The sequence below is a fragment of the Neisseria sp. P0021.S006 genome (genome assembly GCF_051956895.1).
This window is the reverse complement of sequence record NZ_JBQCWZ010000610.1, coordinates 1-805: the sequence shown is the minus strand read 5'-3', so window position 1 is coordinate 805 and position 805 is coordinate 1. Positions and strand designations below refer to the sequence as shown.

Genomic DNA, 805 nt, shown 5'->3' with positions numbered 1-805 from the left:
ATTCATAACCATGCACGCGAAACAAAGCCAACAGCTGCTCACGGGCGCTTTCCAGTTGTCGGGCATTGGTCGGTAACACGTCGGCAACGTGTTCAGGAAGCTGCCAAGACTTCATGAGAATCTACCTCTGTTTTTTTTTGTAAACATAAAGGGCTGCTTAAATTTAAAACCAAATCAGCCTGACGACTGAAATTTTCCTGAATGCGTCAACGGCAAATCCGATGCGGCTTCAACAAAACTGATTTTAAATTTAAACAGCCCCTGAGTAACGGCTTCGAACCGTCAAGTTATTAAAATCAGACTTTACCATATTAAAACGAATTTTGCACCCTGTTTACAGAGAACGTAAAAAAACATTAAAAACAAAGGCCGTCTGAAAACCAAATGCATAGCTGCATCATTTTCAGACGGCCTTATTCATGCCTAAACAACTCGACGCTTAGCGCCAGTAACGCCACCAAGGCATATCGTCAGATCGCCATTCGTGTTGCAAGAACGGGCTTTGCGGGAAGTTGGTTTCCAAAACACGGCGTGTATCGGCAGCCAGTTGCGGCTTATCCAGTTTTTTATACGCCAATTCCATCATCGCCAAAGCTTCTTCGACGTAACGGGTATTTTGGTAACGGCTGACGATTTTTTGCGCACGGTTGGCCGCTGCGACATAAGCACCGCGTTTCATGTAATAACGCGCCACAGATATCTCGTTACCACCCAAAGCGTCCACCAGCTTGGCCATACGCTCGGTTGCATCAGCAGCGTATTTGCTGTTTGGATAACGTTGAACCAACTCGGCAAACGCCTGATA

The 805-nt window shown here is 46.0% G+C and carries 1 protein-coding gene; it reads right to left on the bottom strand.

Going from position 1 to position 805, the window contains the following annotated elements; translation table 11 throughout:
• Window positions 1-439 precede the first annotated feature (439 nt).
• The coding region (gene bamD / locus ACTHUM_RS16015) for an outer membrane protein assembly factor BamD (protein ID WP_440403423.1) at window positions 440-805 on the bottom strand (366 nt) is incomplete at its 5' end.